Annotated in this window: 19 protein-coding genes and 2 rRNA genes; 20 read left to right on the top strand and 1 reads right to left on the bottom strand. The window is 44.7% G+C overall.

Features of this window, described 5'->3' with window-relative positions:
• The 5 genes from P6N53_RS16570 to P6N53_RS16550 all read left to right on the top strand — a co-directional run.
• Positions 1–79: ribosomal RNA gene (locus tag P6N53_RS16570) — 23S ribosomal RNA — on the top strand; the annotation flags it as partial.
• A gap of 214 nt (positions 80–293) precedes the next feature.
• A 5S ribosomal RNA gene (rrf, locus tag P6N53_RS16565) occupies positions 294–410 on the top strand.
• A gap of 847 nt (positions 411–1,257) precedes the next feature.
• The gene (locus tag P6N53_RS16560; RefSeq protein ID WP_304545155.1) at positions 1,258–1,857 is read left to right on the top strand and encodes an accessory gene regulator ArgB-like protein; all 600 of its coding nucleotides are present in this window, start codon (positions 1,258–1,260) and stop codon (positions 1,855–1,857) included.
• A 4-nt stretch (positions 1,858–1,861) separates the two neighbouring features.
• On the top strand, positions 1,862–1,993 hold the full coding sequence (locus P6N53_RS16555) for a cyclic lactone autoinducer peptide (protein ID WP_304545153.1): 132 nt from the start codon (positions 1,862–1,864) through the stop codon (positions 1,991–1,993).
• Positions 1,994–2,421: 428 nt separating this feature from the next.
• Positions 2,422–3,813, top strand: coding sequence for a bifunctional diguanylate cyclase/phosphohydrolase (locus P6N53_RS16550; protein WP_304545152.1), 1,392 nt, complete (start codon positions 2,422–2,424; stop codon positions 3,811–3,813).
• 70 nt (positions 3,814–3,883) lie between these two features.
• Here P6N53_RS16550 and P6N53_RS16545 read toward each other — a convergent pair whose 3' ends face one another.
• The gene (locus P6N53_RS16545) at positions 3,884–4,699 is read right to left on the bottom strand and encodes a DUF169 domain-containing protein (RefSeq protein WP_304545150.1); all 816 of its coding nucleotides are present in this window, start codon (positions 4,697–4,699) and stop codon (positions 3,884–3,886) included.
• 192 nt (positions 4,700–4,891) lie between these two features.
• Between P6N53_RS16545 and P6N53_RS16540 the strand changes: the two genes are divergently transcribed.
• From P6N53_RS16540 to xdh, 15 genes are all read left to right on the top strand, one after another.
• Positions 4,892–5,716: an RMD1 family protein gene (locus tag P6N53_RS16540; RefSeq protein ID WP_304545148.1), complete on the top strand. Its 825-nt coding sequence runs from the start codon at positions 4,892–4,894 to the stop codon at positions 5,714–5,716.
• Between the two features lie 152 nt (positions 5,717–5,868).
• On the top strand, positions 5,869–7,095 hold the full coding sequence (locus P6N53_RS16535; protein WP_304545146.1) for an HD-GYP domain-containing protein: 1,227 nt from the start codon (positions 5,869–5,871) through the stop codon (positions 7,093–7,095).
• A 431-nt stretch (positions 7,096–7,526) separates the two neighbouring features.
• Positions 7,527–8,414: a pyridoxal 5'-phosphate synthase lyase subunit PdxS gene (gene pdxS, locus P6N53_RS16530; protein ID WP_502550522.1), complete on the top strand. Its 888-nt coding sequence runs from the start codon at positions 7,527–7,529 to the stop codon at positions 8,412–8,414.
• Between the two features lie 10 nt (positions 8,415–8,424).
• Positions 8,425–8,991, top strand: a complete 567-nt coding sequence (gene pdxT, locus P6N53_RS16525; RefSeq protein ID WP_304545144.1) for a pyridoxal 5'-phosphate synthase glutaminase subunit PdxT — start codon at positions 8,425–8,427, stop codon at positions 8,989–8,991.
• Between the two features lie 51 nt (positions 8,992–9,042).
• The gene (locus tag P6N53_RS16520; RefSeq protein ID WP_304545142.1) at positions 9,043–9,378 is read left to right on the top strand and encodes a VOC family protein; all 336 of its coding nucleotides are present in this window, start codon (positions 9,043–9,045) and stop codon (positions 9,376–9,378) included.
• A 186-nt stretch (positions 9,379–9,564) separates the two neighbouring features.
• Complete coding sequence (gene hydA, locus P6N53_RS16515; RefSeq protein ID WP_304545140.1) at positions 9,565–10,953, top strand: dihydropyrimidinase; 1,389 nt, start codon at positions 9,565–9,567, stop codon at positions 10,951–10,953.
• 26 nt (positions 10,954–10,979) lie between these two features.
• Positions 10,980–12,020, top strand: a complete 1,041-nt coding sequence (locus tag P6N53_RS16510; protein ID WP_304545138.1) for a molybdopterin-binding protein — start codon at positions 10,980–10,982, stop codon at positions 12,018–12,020.
• Positions 12,021–12,219: 199 nt separating this feature from the next.
• Positions 12,220–13,548 carry a putative aminohydrolase SsnA gene (gene ssnA, locus P6N53_RS16505; RefSeq protein WP_304545136.1) on the top strand — a complete coding sequence of 443 codons (1,329 nt, stop codon included), beginning with the start codon at positions 12,220–12,222 and terminating at the stop codon, positions 13,546–13,548.
• Positions 13,549–13,631: 83 nt separating this feature from the next.
• Complete coding sequence (locus P6N53_RS16500) at positions 13,632–14,738, top strand: ABC transporter permease (RefSeq protein ID WP_304545134.1); 1,107 nt, start codon at positions 13,632–13,634, stop codon at positions 14,736–14,738.
• Positions 14,738–15,673 carry an ABC transporter permease gene (locus P6N53_RS16495; RefSeq protein ID WP_304545132.1) on the top strand — a complete coding sequence of 312 codons (936 nt, stop codon included), beginning with the start codon at positions 14,738–14,740 and terminating at the stop codon, positions 15,671–15,673. Before P6N53_RS16500 ends, P6N53_RS16495 begins: the two co-directional genes overlap by 1 nt.
• Before the next feature lie 35 nt (positions 15,674–15,708).
• On the top strand, positions 15,709–16,737 hold the full coding sequence (locus P6N53_RS16490; RefSeq protein WP_304545130.1) for a BMP family protein: 1,029 nt from the start codon (positions 15,709–15,711) through the stop codon (positions 16,735–16,737).
• A gap of 30 nt (positions 16,738–16,767) precedes the next feature.
• Positions 16,768–18,291 (top strand): ABC transporter ATP-binding protein, encoded by a 1,524-nt coding sequence (locus P6N53_RS16485; RefSeq protein ID WP_441315726.1) that lies wholly within the window; start codon positions 16,768–16,770, stop codon positions 18,289–18,291.
• 119 nt (positions 18,292–18,410) lie between these two features.
• Positions 18,411–19,496 (top strand): 4Fe-4S binding protein, encoded by a 1,086-nt coding sequence (locus P6N53_RS16480; protein ID WP_304545128.1) that lies wholly within the window; start codon positions 18,411–18,413, stop codon positions 19,494–19,496.
• A gap of 17 nt (positions 19,497–19,513) precedes the next feature.
• Positions 19,514–21,106 (top strand): N-acyl-D-amino-acid deacylase family protein, encoded by a 1,593-nt coding sequence (locus P6N53_RS16475; RefSeq protein WP_304545126.1) that lies wholly within the window; start codon positions 19,514–19,516, stop codon positions 21,104–21,106.
• A gap of 20 nt (positions 21,107–21,126) precedes the next feature.
• Positions 21,127–23,685 (top strand): selenium-dependent xanthine dehydrogenase, encoded by a 2,559-nt coding sequence (gene xdh / locus P6N53_RS16470; protein WP_304545124.1) that lies wholly within the window; start codon positions 21,127–21,129, stop codon positions 23,683–23,685.
• Positions 23,686–23,749 lie beyond the last annotated feature (64 nt).

The raw sequence follows: 23,749 nt of genomic DNA, 5'->3' as shown, positions 1-23,749 counted from the left end.
TACATGGTAGATAGGCCGGGGGTGTAAGGGCAGCAATGCCTGCAGCCGACCGGTACTAATAGGTCGAGGTCTTGACCTAAATCAAGAAAATATATACGACGACAAACTTTAATCTGTTCAGTTTTCAGGGAACACCTTGTCACAGGCACCTTGTCACTGGGACGGTTCTAGTGACAGTAATCGTCTCCAACATTCACTGAAAGCTGTCAGGAGAACCGTCCCAGTGACAGGAACATGAAAATTGTCAGGAGAACCGTCCCTGTGACAGGGGATTGTGAGAATTGCATAAGATTTCTGGTGGCGATACCGGAGGGGGTACACCTGTTCCCATCCCGAACACAGCAGTTAAGCCCTCCAGGGCCGATGGTACTCGGGGCGCAAGCCCCTGGGAGAGTAGGTCGTCGCCAGACTAATTTTACAAACCCGTTGTCTTTTGAATAAGACAGCGGGTTTCTTAATGTCTAAATGAGTCTGAGGACGGTTATTTGATTTATAAAATTGTCACTGGTTGTCACTGGGACGGTTCTGGTGACAGCTGGTGACAGGTACATGAAAGCTGTCAGTAGAACCGTCCCAGTGACACTCCCATGAAAGCTGTCAGTAGAACCGTCCCAGTGACACTCCATTAAAATGCAAAATATACAAAGTTAACCATTGACCATTATTATCCATTGTTGCCACAAAATAAACAGATTTATGGAACTAATTTAGTTTAAATAAGGCAGGAGAATTATTATAAATGATTAATTAATATATTTAAGAGGTGCAAAGTATCACATTATGTCATTTTTTAGGGGTGTAGAATTATTTCTGATCATATAATTTTATTTTTTTTACAAAACTGGCCTGAGAGTATTGTAATAATACTTTTTTGCTATTCTGTTTTAGCAGTTAAGCCTGATATAAAAGTAATATTTGCAATAGGAGCAATGCAGGGGATTATTAATTATGTTGCATTATTACCTTTGAGTTTCGGATTTCATACGGCTATTCTTACAATATCTCTAATTATACTTATATACAAGGCTTCAGGTATAAGTCTTCCTAAAGTGACATTTTCAGTGCTATTTTGCTTAATAGTATTTATTGCTCTGGAATTAACCATTTTTCCATATACATTACAAACTACTGGCAAGGATTATTTAGAGGTATACAATGATCCATTTCTTAGATCAGCATTTTCTCTACCTCAAGTGATAGTTCTGTTTATATTGTCATTACTTAGATATAAATTTATAGGGTGGAAAGGCAAAAAAAATGTTACAAAATTTAATGGTCAATTATCTAAAGAAAAATCTTGTTCTAAGTAGAGATCAAGAAGAAATCGTAATATTTGCTATAAAATTAATAGAAAGTACAATTTATAGCATAGGCTCGATAGTACTTGCATCTTTAATTTTAGGAAACTTAAATGAAACTATTATAGTATTAATTGCTGCTGCTGCTATGCGCTTGGCATCAGGTGGTGCACACTGTACTACAGCATTACATTGTACATTAGCTGGGACATTAATATTTCCAACACTAGGTTTTATACCGAAATATTATCACATAGAAAGTAGTATGATATTAATTATACCAATTATTATATCTTTTGTATTTATATTAAAATATGCTCCGGCAGAGTCACCGGGAAAGCCTCTTACTAGTAAGAAATATATAAAAAAAATGTACCGTATTTCAATAATTATTTCACTGATAATAACTGCCTTAGCAATGTACTTATTACCTTTAAGAGGCTATATATCTGTTGCACTAGTTACAGGGTTATTTTGGCAATCTTTAACTATTACTCCATTTGGATATAAAATTATATCTTATCTTGATAGAATAATTTTTAATATAGTAAGGAGGTGAAAAAATGAAAACATTAAGAACAATAATGGCATCAGGATTACTTAGTGTAATGGTGTTATTTGCTCAAATTGGTGTAGGACCAACATGTTGGCTTGCAATTTATCAACCTGAAGTACCACAGTGTCTACGTAAATAAAATATTATTACATAAATAACATATAAACTCCCTGTATTAAGTGTTCGGTATATCAGTATGGCTCAAGTCCCAGTTTTCTTTAATAAATCTAGGGAGGGCCTCATTTATTCCGAGCACTTTATTTTTATAACAAAATGAATAACTTATTAAACAGTATAGGATAATTAGAGAGTGATATTATGATTGATTGGAATTACAGAAGGGATAAAGATTATCATAATTTGTTCGTTAATCTATATACTCTTTGCGTTATAGTATTTTCTACGGCAATAATGCTAAAATTTACGTGGGAATTTGAAAAGTTCCCACCTGAAGATGTATTCTTGATATACACACATTTTGGTCCTATTATAATATTCCTCCTGGCTGCCCTTCTGGGTTGCTACTTAATCATACGCTATAAAGCAATTTTGCCAGGGGTTTTGGTATTGGTAATATTTGTGTTCATATTTATAATTGTCTATCATGACATTTATTTAAAAACTCTGCTCATTATACCTGTTGCTTTTGCGGCCTTTTTTAAGAATAAGACTTTTGGATCAATGGTTGCCCTGGGATGTGGTTTAATATTAATTGTTCTAGATATATATCTGTATGGAACAAACTTTAATATATATTTAGAATCCGATATCATTTTTACCGGGGTTATGATAATATCTGCCTGGCTTACGGGTGGTATTGCGGAGATTGAGCAAAGAACGAGAAAAGTATTACAAGAAATGGCCAACCGTGATGGCCTTTCCGGTGTTTATAATCATAGATATTTTCAGGTTTATTTAAAATCCCAAGTAGAAAAAGCTAAAAAAAATAATAGTTCCCTAAGTTTAATCATCTTTGATATAGATTATTTTAAGTATTACAATGATACATTTGGTCATATTGCAGGGGATCAAATATTAAAGGATGTAGGGGAGATATTATTAAAGGAGATTCCCAGCCCGGCCATTGCTGCCCGTTACGGTGGTGATGAATTTTGCATATTAATACCTGATAATTCAGTTGCTGCTTGTTCATTAGCAAAGGAAATAAAATTTAAAATAGAAAATTTGGTGCTGAAGAATACTGAACAAATTCCCACTGGAAAACTTACCATTACTGTAGGAGTGGCTAATTATCCTGAGCATACTAGATCCGGAGAAGAGTTACTGGATCTTGCTGATCAAGCCCTATATAAGGCCAAGAAAACCAATAAAGATAAAATTGAGCTTTATTTCAACGTTTTAGACTCATTAAAAAGTATCTGTACACAATCTGAAACGGAATTATTGAGTTCTATGAAAACCCTTTTGAGCATCATTAATGCTAAAGACCGCTACACCTATGGACATTCAGAACGGGTGCTGGAGTATTCAACCCTGTTGGCTAAAAGCTATGGACTTTCTGAAGACGAGGTTAGACTTATCCAATATGGGGCCTATCTACACGATATTGGTAAAATAGAGATAGAAATTAATATACTTAATGCCCATGGAGCACTTACAGAGGGTGAATGGGATATATTAAAGCAGCATCCCTACTGGGGAAGTGAGATCATAAGGCCAATAAAATCCCTGATCTCTGTGGCACCATATATACTGCATCACCACGAGAACTTTGATGGCTCAGGTTATCCTATGGGTATCAGTGGAGAGGAAATACCCCTTGGAGCGAGGATTATTCGAATCGCAGATAGTTTTGATGCCATTACCACAGATAGACCATATAAGAAAGCAGTATCTAGACAGAGTGCCTGTGAAGAGATCATGAAATATTCTGGCTCCCATTATGATCCGGTATTATGTAGCCTCTTGGTCAAGGCTATGGGAAACCAGGATGACTAGTTTTAAGCATTATTAGACAGCAAACTTTGAAACCCTCACCATATTTCATTTGGTGAGGGTTTTCTTAGTGTTATTCCGATTTAGGATCCTTGAAGCGTATCATAGGACACTTTTTGCAAACGTCTATACCTGGGAATTCCTGACCGCCAGATCCAAGGAAGGAACTGCCGCCGGATTTTAGGGTTCTTTGGATTAGCCGCTTTGCTAGTTGACCAATGTGTTTTCCAGGAATAAAAAGGTTAACTTCCCCCTTTTCTGTCTTCCCGGAGGTAAAGCTTCCTGCACACATGGTTTTCATTTCCGGGGTGTTTTCTTGGAAACAGCGTACTGAGCCACCGCATACAACGGAATTAATGGTATGGTTAGAAGAAATAGTAGAAATATTACAGCCAGCCATATAATCGTTTAATATGTGATAGGCTTGGAATACATCAACTACAAAAAACACAACATCTGGCTCAACTGGAGTTTTGTATAGAGGGGCTGTCATTATGCCCTTAAGCTGGCCAAGGGGTAATTTAGGTCTAGCATCCATACATTCTTTAGCTAAATCCCAATCCCCTGTATACTTTATCTGCTCATCAACTTCTGCATCAGAGGCCTCCCTAAAGCCAAAGACAGTTTTAGCATTGCCGCAAAATATTTTATCATCGGTAACCTTCACTATATAATTTTCCATCCTGGATGCCAGGGCAGCCTGACAAAAGGTCATTTTACTGGCAGGAATTTTTTCCGGTATAAAGTTATCAAACTCCTCTTGATCGAAAAAGAATTTGATGGCCACGGGATTGTAATCAAGTTTGTATAAAGCTTCCAGGGCCTTATGCATGTCAACGTAATTTAACTCATTCCTGGTGGCTAGTTCCTCAATATTTACTAGTAGCATTTATATCCTCCTGGTTATATTATAGATAACTCAATGCCTATATTATATCAGAAAAATTTTAGTAAAAATAAGACTAGAAGATTAAAAGATTATGTCAGCAATATTAAAAATATGAATAAGTGCCAATATAAGTGTAAAAACCCTTATAGGTAGGAAATCCTATTAAAGGAGTTTAACGTAAGGAGAGAGGAAATGCAGACTCTAGAATTTTTAGCAGTATCTATTACCCAGGAAATTAACCTTAACCAAATTGCCCTTCATTTTGGTATTAATAAAAAATATAAATGGGAAGATATTTTGATATTAAAGGAACCTGAGCTTAAGGGGATTTTAAAAGAAGCAGAGGAAAAGACGGTATACTGTTTTTACTTTGGCTGTTTAGTAGGCATAAACTGCACAAAATATGATTTATCGGATATTTATAATTATCTGTGTCAAATTGATTCTGGAATTGATCGGAAGCCGGATCATCATAAGTATTCGGAGTTTTATAGACTACAGATTAAAGAGAACTCCCAGGTAGAAGTACATAATAATTATTTGGTTGCTCCTAAAAATTTGGACTTTTACCCGAAGATTATAGCCATTGTATTGGCCAGATCAGTTGCCCTTGATAGAATTGAAGACAACTTAGAAAAGGTTTCTGATGATATTGAAAGGGTCATAGAATATCTGGATAAGGGAAAATTCACTATCTCAGATAATAATCTAGCTAAGCTGTCGGGGAAAATAGTTCGTTATAAATATAACACCATTTCATATCTAATGCTGTTAGACAAACCTGATATTACCTGGAACAATGAAGGGGCAGAGATATTATTTTTAGAGCTGGCTGATCTTTTTGACCTGAAGGAGAGATATGAAAGCTTAAGACATAAGACTGAAAATCTTATGGATATAACTGAGGTATTTGCAATGATCACCCATGCAAAGAGAGGCACAAGGCTTGAATGGATGATTATTATTCTAATCGCCCTAGATATAGTAATATCAATCATGGAAAAGGCCTTTTTTTAAATAATGATTACTACATAGTTTCATAAAATAATCCTGCCCGTTGGGGAGGTTTTATTTCATACATTTGGTAATTTAGGAAGGGATATCAAATTAGGAGAAAGAATATAATATTTTTAAGTCGACATAACACATGACCTATATTGGGGGGCAATATGGAATATTATTTAACTAATTATTATAAGCTTCTTAGTTCCCTAAGCCTGGCCATAGATTTTAACTCCCGCGGTATTATGAAACACCACCAAAGGGTTGCCTTGATGGCTTTACAAATAGGGAAACTATATGGCTTAAATCAGGGGCAACTGGAAAATTTATTTAGTGCTGCCATTATGCATGATGCAGGATCAAGTACTTGGGAGGAAAAAGCCAGACTAACAAAGTTTTACTTCCTGGAGACTTCAAATCATTGCATTAAGGGTTATGAACTGTTCAAGGATCACCCACTTTTTGGTGCTGTGGCAGATATAATACTTTACCATCACGATAGATGGGACGGCAAAAACAACCGATCTGGACTTAAATTTAGGGAGATTCCCATTGAAAGTAGAATAATTCATTTGGCAGATCGCGTGGATGTTCAACTTCGTGATGAAAATTACATTTTAGAGCAATCCAAAAATGTATGTCTCAATATCAATAATGAAAAGGGCAAACTATTTGACCCCCAATTAGTTGAAGCCTTCAATGACTTAGCCCAGAGGGAATGTTTCTGGCTAGATTTACAGTCCGAGTTTTTGAATGAAATATTGGCTCACCACTGCCCACTAAAAAGCCATAAGAGTTTAAGCTATTCTGAGGTGATAGCTGTAGCCGAAACAATGGCCAGGGTAATTGACAATAAGAGTCCCTTTACCCATAGACACTCAAGGGGAGTTGCAATAGTTGCTAACTACCTAGCAGAGAATGCAAAACTTAACAAATTAGAGTGTCTTAATATCAATGTAGCAGGCCTTTTACACGATTTGGGTAAACTAGGTATTCCAGAGGCCATCCTAAATAAGCCGGGCAAACTGGATGCCCAGGAATACAATATGATCAAAAGACACAGCTACTATACCTATCATATACTTAATATGGTTGATGGCTTTGAAAAAATCAATCACTATGCTTCCTGTCACCATGAAACTTTAGCAGGAACGGGATATCCCTTTAAACTAGATTCCTCGGATCTGACAACAGGGGCAAGGATTGTGGCGGTGGCCGACATATTTGCAGCCCTAACGGAGGAAAGACCCTACCGGGGCATTATGGAAAAGAACGCGGTTCTTTCAATTTTATATAAACAAATTAAAGGAGGAGCAATAGATCCAGAATTAACACATCTCTTGATAGATAATTATGATCTGGCCCTTGAGGCTAGAAATCAAATAACTGGCTAACAAAAGTAAAGGGCCCGCAGCTATAGTCTGCGGGCTAAGTAGTTCAGCTTATTTTCAATAAGTCCAGGTGGGGACTGGGAAATCTGAATGCCCTGCGTCGGAGGAAAGAAAGTTTTTATACACGAAGCGCCCATAAATAGTAAGATAGACTAATGCCCCGCCCATAAGTAGATATAGCATATATACTCCTCCCTTCACAGTGTAACTTTGCTCTATGTATATTGTATACAATAAATCTTGATTGTTCAATATATCACAAATACATTTTATTTCCGGTGGTTTTGATAAATTGGGCCTAATGTGTTAGACCGATAGTAATTAGGACATAATTTTTAGTTTTATAAGATTCTTAAGTAAAAACTTGTCTTATGAGGAAGAATAAATTAAAATAAATAATCAGTGAGTATTACATGATTTTGGAGGTAATGAAAGTGTCTGATATCAAAGGAACATGGACTGTAAAAAAAGGCCTGGCAGAAATGCTTAAAGGCGGCGTTATAATGGATGTAACTACACCGGAGCAGGCTAAGATTGCCGAAGAGGCCGGCGCTTGTGCTGTAATGGCCCTGGAAAGGGTTCCTGCTGACATCAGAGCTGCCGGTGGTGTAGCCAGAATGGCTGATCCCAATGTAATTACCAGGATTATGGAAGTGGTAACCATCCCTGTTATGGCTAAGGCGAGAATTGGTCATTTTGTTGAAGCTCAGATCCTGGAAGAACTGGGTGTGGACTACATAGATGAAAGTGAAGTATTAACACCTGCCGATGAAGTATTCCATATTGATAAAAACCAATTTAAAGTGCCCTTTGTATGTGGCTGCCGTAATTTAGGAGAGGCCCTACGTAGAATTGGTGAAGGGGCTGCCATGATTCGCACCAAAGGCGAGCCGGGCACAGGTAATGTGGTGGAAGCAGTACGTCACATGAGACAGGTAATGTCTGAAATTAGAATGGTTCAGCATATGCCCAAGGATGAACTGATGACTGCTGCCAAGGAAATGGGAGCTCCCTATGATCTGGTATTGCAAGTACATGAGCTGGGACGCCTGCCTGTTGTGAACTTTGCAGCCGGTGGAATTGCTACCCCTGCGGATGCTGCTTTAATGATGCAGCTTGGTTGTGATGGTATATTTGTAGGTTCCGGTATATTTAAATCTAAGAATCCTGCTGCCAGGGCCAAGGCTGTTGTGGCTGCCACTACACACTATAATGATCCTAAGATTCTTGCAGAAATCTCTAAGGATTTGGATGAAGCAATGCCAGGCATTGAGATAGCAACCATTGCTGCTGAACAGCGTATGCAGGAAAGAGGATGGTAGGAGAAAGACTATGGTTATAGGGGTATTGGCACTTCAAGGTGCCTTCCTGGATCATCAAAAATCCCTAACTGCCTGTGGAGTGGATAGCATCCAAGTTCGTAAGCCTGAACAGCTTGAGGGCTTAAGTGGTCTTATTATCCCGGGTGGTGAAAGTACCACCATGGGTAAATTGATGAACCAATTTAACCTCTTTGAGCCAATCATTAACCTTGGCAAAAAGGGTGTACCCATCTTTGGAACCTGTGCAGGGATGATTATGCTGGCCAAGGATATTATTGGTTCTGACCAGCCAAGGTTATCCTTAATGGATATTGAGGTTGAAAGAAATGCCTTTGGCCGCCAGGTGGATAGTTTTGAAACTGACTTATTTATTCCTGGGATAGATAAGGAACCCATAAGGGCTGTTTTTATCCGGGCACCCTATATTGAGAGCACTGGGGAAAGTGTTCAGGTGTTGGCAAGTTACAGGGATAAGATAGTTATGGCCCGGCAGGATAACTTTCTGGCCGCTGCCTTTCACCCTGAATTGACCAATGATTTAAGAATACATCGGTATTTCCTGAGCATGATTGGTTAAGCTACGAAAGCAGGCTAAAAAGCCTGCTTTTTATTTTTAGGAGGTGATTATTTGCCGGACAGTTTTTGCCATATAGAGATACCAGTAAAAGATATGCTACGGGCCAAAGCTTTCTATGAAAAAATGTTTGGGTGGCATATTAAGGTCCAGGAAGCTGGCAATTATGCCCTTTTTGCCGGAGGAGGCTTCAGGAGGGTAGCGAGTATTGATGCCGGGGGAATAACCCCCTTTATCAGGGTGGAAGATTTAAAGAGGTCAGTTGGGAGGCTAGAGGATCTAGGTGCCATTGTGCTGGTCCCTTGGGAAACTGCCGGTAATGAGGGTAAATGTGCCTTTTTTAAAGATCCGGAGGGGAATGTACTGGGACTTTTTCAAGTCAACCCATAATTGACTATTAGTTCATAGAAAAGTATAATTAGTAGTGCAGATTGTATATATATTAATTAAATAGATGTAAGAATTGGAAAATAATCTGCTCCAAATTGAACAATTTTTAAAGACGCGGAGGTCTTATTCAATTAGTGAATAGGGCCTCTCTATATATTTAGCTTTGATAAGAAATGGGGGTAGGTTATGAAGAAATTTGATCTAGTGATTACCAAGGGCACAATAGTTACTGCTTCTGATATCTTTCAGGCAGATTTAGCCATTCAGGGAGACAAGATTGCAGCTATAGGACCAAGCTTAGCTCCCTTTGGCAATAGACTAATGGATGCCGGCGGGAAATACCTGTTTCCCGGGGGTATTGATGTGCACACACATTTGGATATGCCCAGCGGGGGAATAGTAACTAGTGATGATTTTTATACCGGCACCGTTGCTGCTGCCTGTGGCGGGACCACCACAATTATTGATTTTGCCAACCAAAGTCCGGGTGAATCCCTGGAAGAAACTGTGGATATTTGGCATAGAAAGGCCGAGGGTAAAGCTGTAATTGACTATAGCTTTCATATTACTGTTTGTGATATGAGGGATAGTGTATTTAATGAAATACCTGACATGATCCGCAGGGGCTATCCCAGCTTTAAGCTATTTACCACCTATGATGGTTTGCGAGTTGAGGACGGTGTATTAATTAGGGCGTTAAAACAAACCAGGGAGCATGGTGGCATTGTCTGTGTACATGCGGAAAATCATCATATGATCCAATACTTAGTTAAGGAGCTATTGACTGAGGGTAAAACTGCCCCCCAATATCATGCCCTAAGTAGGCCGGCGTTGGCAGAACAGGAAGCTGTGGCCAGGGTGATTAGACTGGGCCAATTGGTGGAGGCACCCATATATATAGTTCATTTAAGTTCCCGGGAAGCCCTTGGGGAAATTTCCCGAGCCCGCCGGGAGGGTTTGCCGGTAATGGCGGAGACATGTCCACAGTATCTTCTTTTATCGGACAAGTATTATCTGGAACCTGATTTTCAGGGGGCAAAATATGTTATGTCACCTCCATTGAGGCCCTGGGAAAGCCAGGAAGAATTGTGGAAGGGTATAGCCGGGGGAGCGATACAGGTTGTGGCCACCGACCACTGTCCCTATAACTATAAGGGACAAAAGGATTTGGGCAGGGAAGCCTTTAACAGGATACCCAATGGCAGTCCCGGTATTGAGGCCAGAATGAGTTTAATATATAACTATGGAATTAACGAACAAATTATTGATCTCTGCAAATATGTTGAAATTACTGCCACAAACCCCGCTAAGATATTCGGGCTTTATCCCCAGAAGGGGACACTAGGTGTGGGTAGTGATGCTGATATAATAATTTTTGATCCTAACCTGGAAAAAACCATTAGCAAAGACCTGCTCCATGAAAGGGTTGATTATACACCCTATCAAGGAATGGAGGTAAAGGGATACCCGGTGGCAACCATTGCCCGGGGGGAGCTGATTGTGGAAGAAGGTAGGTTCATTGGCAAGCAGGGCCGGGGGAATTTCCTTCGTCGTAGTCACCCGGTGGTGTTATAACAAATTCAAGGAAAGAGGCAAGGGTAGTGAAAACTGAGATAATTAAAATACAAGATGCGGTGGGACGGATTCTCTGCCATGATATTACAAAGATAGTTAAGGACGAATTTAAAGGAACTGCCTTTAAAAAGGGCCATGTGATTAAATCCGGAGATATAGATGAATTTCTAAGACTGGGTAAGGAACATGTTTTTGTGCTGGAGCTGGAGCCAGGTGAAATTCATGAGGATGAGGCAGGCACTAGATTGGGCAATGCAGCGGCAGGTTGTGGCGTGAGTTGTAGCCCCCCAAAGGAGAGCAGGGTAAATCTGTATGCAAAATATGATGGCCTACTTAAAATAGATCTCACTGCCCTTGAAGAAATAAATGACTTGCCTGATGTAATCCTATCAACCTTGTCTAATAATACCCAGGTTAGTAAAGGAGAAATGCTGGCTGGTACCAAGGTTATTCCCCTGGTTGTACCGGAGCAGGTTATCTCCTCTGCTGAGAAAGCAGCCGCAGCATCAATGGGAGTGGTGAAGGTACTACCTTTTCTCAAAAAGAAGGTGGGGATCATCGTTACAGGCAGTGAAGTTTTTAAAGGCAGAATAACCGATGCCTTCGGCCCAGTTCTAAACAATAAGATGGAATACTGGGGCTCGGAAGTTTTAGATATAATTTATTCCCCCGATGATGCAGGTAAAATTGCGGAAAGTATTAAGCATTGCATAAAGATGGGTGCTGAAATTATTCTGGTAACAGGCGGGATGTCGGTGGACCCTGATGATGTTACCCCCAGTGGTATTAGGGAATCGGGGGCAGAGATTATAAAGTACGGCGCACCAGCTTTACCTGGGGCAATGTTTTTAATGGCCTATCATGGAGATATACCTGTCATGGGCATTCCGGCCTGTGGCATGTATTTTAAAATTACCATATTGGACTTACTTCTTCCCAGGCTGTTGGCAGGGGAAAAAATTACCCGGCGGGATATCGTGAAATTAGCCCATGGGGGACTCTGTCGTTCCTGTGAAGGCTGCCGATTTCCAAACTGCAGTTTTGGCAAAGGGGCTTCTGGTAGCTAGCCAAAGGATTAAAGTCACCGGAAGTTAAGTATAACTAAAAAGTCCTTGCCAATCTTTAATATTAGTAATATAATCTTAACAAATGAATAAACAACGTGGTTTTTAGCAAAGATGCTTTCTGGAGAGTAAAAGGTGACTCTCTGGAAAGCTTTTTTTGTACTCTTTAAACCTTGGTCAAAGAAGACAGGGAGGGAATTATATGTTACTGGTGGGCAATGGCAGGCTGATTACAAGACATGATGAGCAACCTTACCTGAAGGATGGTTGTGTGGCAATTAGGGAAAATCTTATTGTTGAGGTGGGCACTACTTCTGAATTGAAGGCTAAATATCCGGAGGCGTCTTTCCTGGATGCAGAAGGCAAGCTAATTATGCCGGGTCTTATAAACACCCATATGCATTTATACAGCACCTTTGCCCGGGGGATGGCCCTCAAGGACGCAGCTCCGGCTAATTTTCAGGAGATTCTGGAACGGCTGTGGTGGAGGCTTGATAAAAAGCTGACCCTGGAGGATGTATACTACAGTGCCCTGGCGCCGCTGATTGATTGTGTTAAGAATGGTACCACTACCATTTTTGATCACCATGCCAGTCCCGGCGCAGTGAAGGATAGTTTATTTACCATCGCCAAGGCCGCGGAGGAAATTGGAGTAAGGAGCTGCCTCTGTTACGAGGTATCCGACAGAGATGGTTCGGAAGTAGCAGACCTGGGGATTAGAGAAAATGTTGAGTTTATCAAATATTGCCAGCAGCAGAATAATCCCATGCTGGCCGGAATGTTTGGTCTACATGCCTCTTTTACCATAAGTGACAAGACCCTGACCCGCTGTTGTGCAGAAAACTCTTCCCTGGGTACTGGTTTCCACATCCATACCGCTGAGGGAATGGAGGATGTCAATGACAGCATCAAATTATACGGCAAGAGGGTAGTCGAGAGGCTGGCTGATTTCGGTATCCTGGGCAGCAATACTATTGCCGTGCACTGTGTGCATATAAATGAGCGGGAAATAGCCTTGCTAAAGGAGAGCGGTACCAGGGTTGTACATAACCCAGAATCCAATATGGGTAATGCCGTTGGGTGTGCTCCGGTGATTAAGATGTTCCAGGAAGGGGTCAACCTTGGCCTTGGCACAGATGGTTACACTGCTGATATGTTTGAATCCCTGAAGGTAGCCAATATCCTGCACAAACATCAGCTGGGGAATCCAGGGGTCGGCTGGGTGGAAGCTCCGGCCATGCTTTTCGCTAATAATACAGAGATAGCGGGGCAATATTTTCAGCGACCCATGGGGAAACTGGTGCCCGGAGCCTTTGCAGATATGATTATTGTAAACTATGATCCACCAACTCCCATGCTTCCGAGCAATTTAGACAGCCATATAATTTTCGGCATCTCAGGCCCCCTGGTGGACACCACCATAATTAACGGCCAGGTGGTTATGTGGAACCGCTGCCTGGAGGGTATTGATGAGGAAAGGATCAAAGCCAGGTCTCGGGAGTTGGCAACAAGGGTATGGAAAGACTTTTAATCTTAAAAGGGAATATTCGTAAGAACTACATAGAAGGTGTTTATTATCTAATAAATTAGTCAGTCAGAATGGAGTTGCTTTAGTTGAAGCTGGAAGTTCAAAAATCCTGGATAGTACAAACCTTAGTATTGCTGGCAGCCTTATTGGCCGCCCTGCTGGTGGGGGCTTTATTTATCTTGCTGGCAAAGTCGGATCCCATCAAGGCCTATGGTGTAATGCTTAGTGGACCTTTCAGCAGTAAATTTGGTATTACCGAGACCTTGGTGAGGACCACACCTTTGTTGCTGGTGGGGCTGGGGATTATTATTTCCTTTCGAAGCGGCATCTTAAATATCGGCGGTGAAGGGCAGGTCTTGATGGGGGCTATTACAGCTGCCTGGGTAGCCTTAGCCTTTCCCAATCTGCCAGGAATTTTGTTACTGCCAATGGTCTTTATTGCCAGTGGCGTGGCCGGTGGAATTTGGGGAGGCATTGCCGGATGGCTTAAGGCAAGACTTGCAGTAAATGAAATCCTCAGTACTGTAATGCTTAACCAAATTGCAGCTCAGCTTTACCTTTTTATGATTAGGGGATTTCTAATAGATCCCCAGGAAGTGGCTTATGGCACAGGGGTTCCTCAGACGGCTCTTATTCCCGATGTGCTATGGCTTGAGCGCTTAATTCCAGGAACACGCCTGCATACAGGTTTTATATTGGCCATCATTTTGGCGGTACTGGTCTATATACTCCTTTGGCGGACAACTATTGGCTACCGTTTAAGGGCCGTTGGGGCTGGGCCCGATGCCGCCCGCTACGCTGGTATTAAAGTAAGGTTTTATTTGATACTTGCCATGGCCCTGGCCGGAGCCTTTGCGGGACTGGCCGGTGCGGTGGAGGTGTTGGGAGTTCATCACAGGGCCCTGGAGGATATTTCTGCGGGCTATGGTTTTAGCGGAATTGTGGCCGCCCTTTTTGGAAGACTGCATCCCCTGGGAATCATTCCGGCATCGATCCTCTTCGGGGCTTTGATTTTGGGCGCCGATATGATGCAGCGGGCAGTGGCGGTTCCGGCGGCCATTGTGCTGGTAATTCAAGGTTTTGTCATTCTATTTGTGGTGGCTGCTGATTTGATTCTGCGCAAGCCCGAACTCCTTGAGAAATTTAAGGGGTTCTTACCAAAGAAATACCGTAAGGGAGGGGAAACAGACTAATGGAAGATATTTTTGGCCAGGGAATAGTTCTTGGCATGCTTGCCACCGGCCTCCGATTAGCTACCCCTTACCTACTGGCGGCCCTGGGAGAGATGTTTACCCAGCGCTCGGGTATTTATAATCTGGGTTTGGAAGGTATTATGCTAATGGGTGCTTTCTTCGGATTCTTTTTAACATTAAAATCAGGCAACCCCTACCTAGGTTTGCTGGCCGCCATGGGAGCGGGAGGTTTGATGGGACTCTTAATGGCTGTAGTAAGTGTAACCCTCAAGGCAGAGCAGGGAATTAGTGGTATCGGCCTGTTTATGCTGGGCTGGGGCTTGTCTGGGCTATTCTACAGGCTTTATGTGGGTGGGGTTACCACCATTGATGGACTAACTCCGGTAGAACTCCCATTACTAAGTGAAATACCTTTTATCGGACCTGTTCTTTTTAATCATAATATTTTAGTCTACCTGGCCTTTCTGTTGGTTCCTGTGGCCTGGGTAGTGCTGTTCAAAACTAGTTGGGGACTAAAGGTTAGGGCTGTAGGTACAACTCCCGAAGCGGCGGACACCCTGGGTGTAAGTGTTGAACGGGTGCGCTATCAGTGCTTGATTGTGGGAAGCATGCTGGCAGGCTTGGCCGGTGCCGCTTTGACTGTGGGAAATACCCACATGTTTGCAGATAATATCACAGCTGGTCGGGGCTTTATCGCTATTGCTCTGGTTTATTTCGGAAGGTGGAGTCCCTGGGGGATCTTAGCTGGTTCATTACTCTTTAGTATGGCGGATTCTTTCCAGCTCTGGGTGCAGGTTCTCGGTATCAACTTCCCCTATGAGCTGGCAGTAATATTGCCCTATGTTGTTACGATCATTGCGCTGGCTATAACCTTTGGACGCGTTTGGGCTCCTGCTGCATTGGGAAGGCCCTTTGAACGAGGTTCCCGGGGATAGTAAATAAAGACCAAGAAATGAGGAGGAAGGAAGAAATGAAAAGTGCTACCATGAAAAGAATGGCCCTGCTGTTAACTGCCCTAATGGTGATGCTGGCATTGGCCGGTTGTGGCTCTCAGCCTGCGGAGAAGGCTCCCGAGACCAACGTGGAACAACCCGGGGAACAAAAGGTGAAAATTGCCCTGGTTCTTCCCAGTACCGTAGATGATTTAGCCTGGGCACAATCCATGTATGAAGAATTAAAAGTATTGGAACAAAAGGGAACCATCGAGCTGGCAGTTAGTGAGCGTTTAGGAAAGGCGGTTGATGCTGGAGCCGCCATTCGTCAATATGCTACCCAGGGCTTTGACATAGTTATTGCCCATGGCGCCCAGTACCAGAGTGTTGTTAAAGAGGTGGCCGTAGATTTTCCTAACACAAGTTTTGCCTATGGCACCGGCTTCCAAACCGAATCCAATATCTTTGCCTATGACCCCCAGGCCCAGGAGGGCGCCTATTTATTAGGCCTACTGGCTGCTAAAATGAGCCAGTCAAAGGTTATCGGCATTGTTGGACCTGTTGAGGCAGGAGACGCTATCAAATATAATAAGGGCTTCCAGCAGGGAGTTCAGGCCGGTAATCCCGATATAAAAATCCAGATTGCTTATACTGGCTCCTTTAATGAAATAGTTAAGGCCGGGGAGATTGCTAAGACCCATTTAGACGCAGGTGCAGATATCCTTACTGGTTCTTCCCAGCAGGCTGTGGGGGCAATTAAGGCCGCCGCAGGCAAGCCAGGGGTTTATTGGATGTCCACAGATATGGACCAGAGTAGCATTGCACCTGAAACAGTGCTGGCAGCCCAGGTCTATAACTGGGAGAAGGTTTTAGAAAACATGATCGAATTAAGAAAACAGGGTATCCTTGGTGACAAGCACCTGACCCTTTCCTTTGCCGATGGTACCTTGGAATTTAAGTATAATCCTCAACTGGAAGATAAAATACCCCAGGATGTGAAGGATGCTGTGGAAAAGGCTAAGGAGGATATTGCCAGCGGGGCATTAAAGATTGATGTTTCTATTTAGGCTAGCTAGCCGGTAAAGGTGGGACCTACGGTGACAGATATTAAAACTTTAGAAATGCGGGACATAACCAAAAGGTTCCCTGGTGTTCTTAGTAACGACAATGTAAGCATTAGGGTTGAATCCGGTGAAATACTGGCCCTCCTTGGGGAAAATGGTGCAGGAAAAACCACCCTGATGAACATTCTATATGGACTGTATCAGCCCGAAGAGGGAGATATTCTTATCAATGGGGAATCAGTTAAAATTAACTCCCCCCGGTATGCCATAGATCTGGGTATTGGAATGGTGCACCAGCATTTTATGCTGGTGCCCACCCTTACCGTAAGTGAAAATGTGGCCCTGGGACTGGAAGGTGGAAGGGGCCCATTTCTGGACCTGAAGTCTGTGGCGGCCAGAATACGTGAAATATCCTCTACCTACGGGCTGGCAGTTAATCCGGAAGCCTATGTCTGGCAGCTGAGCGTAGGTGAGCAGCAAAGGGTTGAGATTGTCAAGGCCCTTTACCGGGGGGCAAGCCTGTTAATCCTTGATGAACCTACAGCAGTATTAACTCCCCAGGAGGCCCAGGAGCTGATCGGACTATTAAGGAAGATGGCTGAGCAGGGTAGATCTATTATTATTATCAGTCATAAGCTTAGTGAGGTTATGGCTGTTAGTGACCGGGTGTCAGTTCTCCGGGATGGAAAACATGTGGCTACGGTAAATACATCAAACACTTGTCCCGAGGAATTGGCCCGGCTGATGGTTGGACGTGAAACCTCGGTACTATCCAGGGAGTCCAGAACCTGTTTTGGTGACACTGTTTTGGAAGTGCGGGATTTAACTGTTACAGGTGATAAGGGTACTCCAGCCCTTAAGGGGGTTTCCCTTGGGGTCCAGTCAGGGGAGATTTTAGGTATTGCCGGGGTATCTGGAAATGGACAAAAGGAATTGGCTGAAGCCATCAGCGGTTTGCGCCGGGTGGACCGGGGTCAGATTAAATTAAAGGAGCAGGAAATAACCAACCTGCATCCCAAAAGGATTATACAGCAAGGTTTGGGCTATATCCCGGAGGACAGACTACACGTGGGAACCATAGGGTCCTTCTACATCTGGGAAAATTTGATTTTAAAGGATCATCACCAGACCCCCTATGCAAAAAGATTTTTTTTACAGAATAAGGCTATTCGCAGCCGCAGCAGTGAATTAGTTGCCAGTTATGGGGTTAAGACGCCCAACCTGGAAACATCCACGGGAAGGTTATCCGGGGGGAATATACAGAGACTGATATTAGCCAGGGAAATTACCCGGAAGCCGTTGGTGCTGGTGGCTGCTTACCCAACCAGGGGTCTGGATATCGGAGCCACAGAATATGTGCATTCCATGCTGTTAAAGGCCAGGGAGCAGGGTATGGGTGTAATATTGATTTCCGAGGATCTGGAGGAAGTAACCAACCTTAGCGACCGGATAGCTGTATTTTTTGAAGGACAGGTTATGAAGATATTACCCTCGGAGGAAGCCAACGAGAATAATCTGGGAATGTTGATGGCGGGCATGGATGAGGCGGCTTGTTAATATTACAGGCTGCCTCAGAAGGTTTTAGGCAAATAAAGTGGAATTATAAATATATAGTATAAGTAAACTTTTTAAGCTTGACCAATATTTAGGTTAATTTGAGTTAGGGGAGATTTATTATGGCAAAACTCAGCGTAGAATTTTGCGGTCTCAGCTTTAGCAATCCGGTGATGCCGGCAGCTGGCCCTCCGGTAAAGGATGGTGCCATGTGTCAGGCTGCTGCCCTGGGTGGTGCAGGTGGCCTTGTAACCAAAACCATTTCTGTTCAACCGGCGGAGGTTCCCCGGCCATGTATGGCGGAGATTAAGGGGGGCTTTTTGAACACCGAGCTGTGGTCAGAGCTGCCCAAGGAGCAGTGGATTGAAAAGGAATACCAAATGGCCAAGGATACGGGATTGCCTGTGATAATAGGTCTTGGCTATACTGCTGAGCAAATTGGTCAACTGGCTAAACTAGTCAAGCCCTATGCCGATGGCCTGGAGTTGTCTACCCACTATGTAGGCAAGGACATCACGCCTATTGTCGACGCCCTCAAGGCAGCAAAGGCTGCGGTGGATGTGCCGGTATTTGTTAAGCTTAGTCCCCATACCAATATTCAAGAAATTGCTGTGGCCCTGGAAGCAGCTGGGGCAGATGGATTAGTGATGATAAACTCCTTCGGACCCTGCCTGGGAATTGACCTGGAGACCGGTCTCCCCATGATGGGCAGCAAAGAAGGTTATGGCTGGCTGTCCGGCGCAGCCATTAAACCCTTGGCCCTGCGCTGCATTTTTGATGCTGCAAGGGCTGTAAAGATTCCCATCATTGGTGTTGGCGGTATTACCAATGGCCGGGATGTGGCAGAGATGTTTATGGCCGGAGCTTCGGCGGTGCAGGTATGCACGGCGGCAATCTTACAGGGGCCGAAGGTTTACGGCAAGATAGTTAAGGAACTTAATGATTTTCTAGACAGTCATAATTATCAATCGGTGGAAGATATTAAAGGACTGACAATTCGTAAGCTGGCTGAGAGGGTAACCAGAAGCACACCCCTGGTTCCTGAAGTAAACTATGATAGCTGCAAGCTATGCGGATTGTGTGCAACCAGCTGTGCCTACGGGGCCATCAGGGTGGGTGATAGGCTGGAGATTGATTCTGAGAAGTGCTTTGGCTGCAGATTATGTGTTACCCGCTGCAAGCACAAGGCCCTAAGCATGCCGTTATAAAAGGCCAAGGAGGAACCATGGCAGATTTATTAATTCGCGGGGCAAAAGTTGTTGATGGAACCGGTGCACCCTGGTATAAGGGAGATCTGGCTGTTGCCGGGGATACCATTGTTAAAATGGGCCGGATAACAGATAAAGAGGCTTATAAAAGAGTAATCGATGCCGACGGGCTTATCCTTAGCCCAGGCTTTATTGATATGCACAGTCATTCGGATTTAATGCAGCTGGCAGACCCCCTGGGCTCGGCTAAGATAAGACAGGGGATTACCACTGAACTCCTGGGCCAGGATGGACTAGGGGTTGCTCCCATGGAGGAAGGGGTAGCTGCAAATTATCGTCAATATCTCACGGGCTTACTGGGCAACCCGGCCATTGATTGGTCCTGGGGCAGCTTTGCCGACTATTTGAAAGCATTGGAGGGACCCGGAACCGCAACTAATCTGGCAGTACTTGTCAGTCACGGTCCCCTGCGGCTGCTGGCGGTGGGAATGGATGAACGACCCGCCACCACTGAGGAATTGAACAAGATTGACCAACTGGCGACCCAGGCCATGGAGCAAGGGGCCTTTGGCTTTTCAACGGGGTTGATTTATCCCCCCTGTGTTTTTGGAAATGATCAGGAGTTATCACTACTAGCCAGGGTGACCGCGACTGCCGGGGGCATTTTTGTGGTTCATGTTCGCAATGAGCGGGATTTATTGGAGGAATCAATCCAGGAAATATTTGACCTTGGCAGACAAACCGGGGTGGCGCCGCATATTTCACACCTTAAAGTAATGGGTAAGGAGAACTGGGGCCAGGCTGGAAGGATATTGAATCTCTTTGAGGAGGCCCGCCGGGAAGGCTTGGAGGCCGCCTTTGACCAGTATCCATATCCAGCAGGCAGCACCATGCTGAGCATTTTAATACCCGCCCATGCCCATGCCGGGGGGCCAGAGGCTCTGCTTGCAAGACTTAAGAACCCTCAAACCAGGGCGGTTTTGTCCAGGCAAATGGCAGAGGGCTTACCCGGCTGGGAAAATATCGCCACAGCTGCTGGCTGGGACGGCATTTTGGTAACTGGTGTGCCAGAAGGCGCCAATAAAAAATGGGAAGGTCAAAGCTTGGCCAATATAGCCCTTAAAAGGGGCTGTTCCCCCCAGGAAGTGGTTTTTGATCTACTGCTGGAAGAGCGTCTGGAGGTTTCTATGGTCAATTTCAGCATGCATCCTGAGGATGTGGCTGCCATTATGCAGCACCCCATGGGCATGCTGGGGACTGACGGGCTGCTGGGAGGAAAACCCCATCCCCGGGCCTACGGCTCAACGGCCAGGATCTTACAAAAATTTGTTCGTGAAGAGGGGATTTTAGGCCTGGAACAGGCGGTGTCCCGCATGACTTGCCGGGCTGCAGCCAGACTTGGCCTTTACGACCGGGGACTATTGCGCCCGGGCCTGAAGGCGGATTTGGTCCTCTTTGACCCTGATGCAGTGGAGGATCGGGCCACCTTTACAGACCCATGCCAGTTCCCCGGGGGATTTGAGTATGTCTTTGTTAATGGACTTCCCGCCCTGGAGCGGGGACAGGAAACAGGTGTCCTTTCGGGGCGTGTGCTGCGTAAAAACCGTTAGTAAACCGGGAGGTGTTTGATGTGGCTGAATTTTTCCTGAACGGCAAACAGGTCATTGCCCGGGAGGGGATGAACCTGTTGGAATATTTAAGGGAAGAGGCCCGATTGACTTCCGTTAAGAACGGTTGTGCCGAAGGGGCCTGTGGAGCCTGCATGATCCTGGTGGATGGCCAGGCCAAACGGGCCTGTGCTTTAACTGTGGATAGGGTTAGTGGTAAAAGTCTTGTTACCGTGGAAGGACTTTCCGAAAGGGAAAAGCAGATTTACAGCTGGGCCTTTGCTGAGGCCGGGGCGGTGCAGTGCGGCTTTTGTACCCCCGGAATGGTTATCAGTGCCAAGGGGCTGCTGGATCTTGAAGCAAAGCCTTCTCCTGCACAGATTAGAAATGCCTTGAAGTTTAATATCTGCCGGTGTACCGGCTATGTAAAGATTGAGCAGGCTGTGCTTCTGGCAGCCAAGGCTCTGGGGGGAGAAATTACTCCTGCCGCCGGGGAAGAGGCCCGGATTGGAGCACGCTATCGCAGAATTGATGCAGAGGAAAAGGTTTTGGGGACAGGTCTTTATGTTGATGATTTAAAGGTTGACGGGATGCTTTATGGAGGGGTGCTGCGCTCTAAATATCCCCGGGCCGTCATAAAGTCCATTGATGTAAGTGCCGCCAAAGCCCATCCAAAGGTGGAGGCAGTATTAACGGCGGCAGATGTGCCGGGTAATCGCTATTGGGGGATGATTTTTAAGGATTGGCCTGCCCTGGTGGCCATGGGCGAGGAGACACGCTATGTGGGAGATGCCCTGGTCTTGGTGGCGGCCCGTTCCAAGACAGCGGCCAGAGAGGCTTTAGGGCTAATCGCCGTTGAGTATGAGGAATTGGCAGCGATTACAACCACGGCGGCAGCCATGTGTGAGGATGCCCCTTCCATTCATCCCCAGGGAAACATTCTCAGTACCACTGTGGTTAATCGTGGAAATGCAGCGGAGGCGGTGGCCAAGGCCAAATTTACCGTCACCCGTAAATATACAACTCCCCCGACGGAACATGCCTTTATGGAACCGGAAAGCGCCCTGGCTGTTCCCAGGGAGGATGGGGGATTAACGGTTTATGTAAGCTGTCAAAGTGTTTATGAGGATCAGCATGGAATTGCTTCTATACTGGGCGTTAGCCCGCAAAAGATCAGGGTTGTCAGTATGCTTGTAGGGGGGGCCTTTGGGGGTAAAGAGGACCTCAGTGTCCAGCACCATGCAGCCCTGCTGGCCTGGCATACGGGTAAACCGGTGAAGCTAACCCTTAGTCGCCAGGAAAGCATATTGGTTCATCCCAAACGCCATGCCATGGAGATGGAGGTAACTACCTCCTGTGATGGGGAAGGTAAGCTAATGGCCATGACTGCCAGATTGGTGGCGGACACAGGGGCCTATGCTTCCCTGGGGGCCCAGGTGCTGCAGAGGGCCTGTACCCATGCCGGTGGACCCTACCATATACCAAATGTGGATATCAAGGGCTGGTGTGTTTATACTAATAACCCTCCGGCGGGTGCCTTCCGGGGCTTTGGGGTTACCCAATCCTGTTTTGCCCTTGAATCAAATCTGGATTTATTGGCGGAAATGGTGGGCATATCACCCTGGGAAATACGTTACAGAAATGCTCTGGAACCAGGTGTGGCCATGCCAACGGGACAAATTGCAGATGCCGGGACTGCCATTAAAGAAACTTTATTGGCAGTTAAGGATATATATGAGGCCAACCCATTGGCAGGCATTGCCTGCTGCCTGAAAAACACCGGACTAGGTGTTGGAGTGCCGGATACCGGAAGAACTCTGCTGAAGGTAGAGGCTGGGAAGGTGCATGTTTTAACCAGTGCAGCCTGCCTGGGTCAGGGGCTGGCCACGGTTATGATTCAGATGGTCAGTGAAATTACCGGGGTGCCTGGGGGATTAATACTGGCGGGAGCACCGGATACGGCCGTTACTCCTGATGCAGGCACCAGTACCGCTTCTCGACAGACCCTCTTCACCGGTGAGGCTACCCGCCGGGCTGCTTTGGCCCTGGCAGATGATCTTAAAGGTAAATCCCTTGAAGAGCTGGAGGGGCGGGAGTTTTATGGAGAATATACCGGTGTTACAGATCCCCTGAATGCACCCAAGGAAAATCCGGTGAATCATGTGGCCTATAGCTATGCTACCCAGGTGGTTGTCTTAGATGAAAAGGGTAAAGTGAAGAAGATTGTAGCGGCCCATGATATTGGTAGGGCCATTAATCCCACCGCCATTGAAGGTCAGGTTGAGGGTGGGATTGCCATGGGGTTGGGCTATGCATTAAAAGAGGACTTTCCTTTGCTGGATGGGGTGCCGGTGGCCCGCTATGCTACTTTGGGTTTGTTTAGGGCTACGGATATGCCTGAGATAGAGGTTATTTTAGTCGAAAAGAATGATTCGGAGTTGGCCTTTGGGGCTAAGGGTGTGGGGGAGATTGCTGCTATACCTACAGCTCCTGCTGTTAGTTTGGCTTATTATCGGTATGATGGGAGGTTTAGGGGGAGTTTGCCTTTGGTGGGGACTCCTTATCGGGGGAAGGGTAAATAAGTTGCTATTAATCGAGGGACTAGTCTTTTAGGGGGATTAGCTATGTTGTTACCGCTTCACCGAG

It is taken from the genome of Desulforamulus aquiferis (genome assembly GCF_030577015.1).
In the GTDB taxonomy this organism is placed as follows: Bacteria; Bacillota; Desulfotomaculia; order Desulfotomaculales; family Desulfotomaculaceae; genus Desulfotomaculum; species Desulfotomaculum aquiferis.
The sequence above is the reverse complement of the archived record's forward strand: the minus strand, read 5'-3'. Positions and strand labels throughout refer to the sequence as shown.